Genomic DNA, 651 nt, shown 5'->3' with positions numbered 1-651 from the left:
GGATGACAACGGCAGGGTCACGGTTCACAACGCCGATGGCAGCCAGGAAGTTTACGTGCATGACCAGCGCGCACGGCTGGTGCAGCGGATTGATCCCGATGGCGCTGAGCATTTCAAATCCTATGACGACCAGGGCCGGCTGACGGTCGAGCAAGACCCGCTGGGGGCGGTGACGGCGTATCAGTACGATGACGCGGGACGCTTGGTCGCGCTGTTTCCGGGGGACGATGAGCCGACTTCCTACGAGCATGACAACGGCTTCGTACGTGTCGTGCGCCGTGGCGGGGCAGTTTGGAAGTATGAGCGTAACGACCAAGGCGACGTCACGCGCAAGACTGATCCCGACGGCAACGTTACGGACTACAGCTACAACAAACATGGGCAACTGACTGGCGTTTGGCATCCCGATAGTAGTTGTCATCGGCTGGTCTGGAATGACCTTGGGCAACTGCTTGAGGCGTTATTTCCGAACGGCAGCAGCCAGCGCTACCGCTACGACGACCTTGGACGCCAAGTTGCGCGCGAGGATGAACATGGCGCACTGACCCAGTATCAGTGGGATGGCGTAGGTCGGTTGAATCGCGTCGTGTTACCCGGCGGCGCAACGCGGGAATACAGCTACAACGCCTACGGAAAAATCACCTCCGAGCG

1 pseudogene is annotated in these 651 nt (G+C 59.9%); it reads left to right on the top strand.

Annotation, left to right across the window (positions count from 1 at the left end):
• Positions 1-651 (top strand): annotated as a pseudogene (locus ACOZK9_RS27335) (type IV secretion protein Rhs); the annotation flags it as partial.

The sequence above is a fragment of the Pseudomonas kitaguniensis genome (assembly GCF_049199985.1).
Taxonomy (GTDB): Bacteria; Pseudomonadota; Gammaproteobacteria; order Pseudomonadales; family Pseudomonadaceae; genus Aquipseudomonas; species Aquipseudomonas kitaguniensis.
This window is presented reverse-complemented; position numbering and strand designations above follow the sequence as displayed.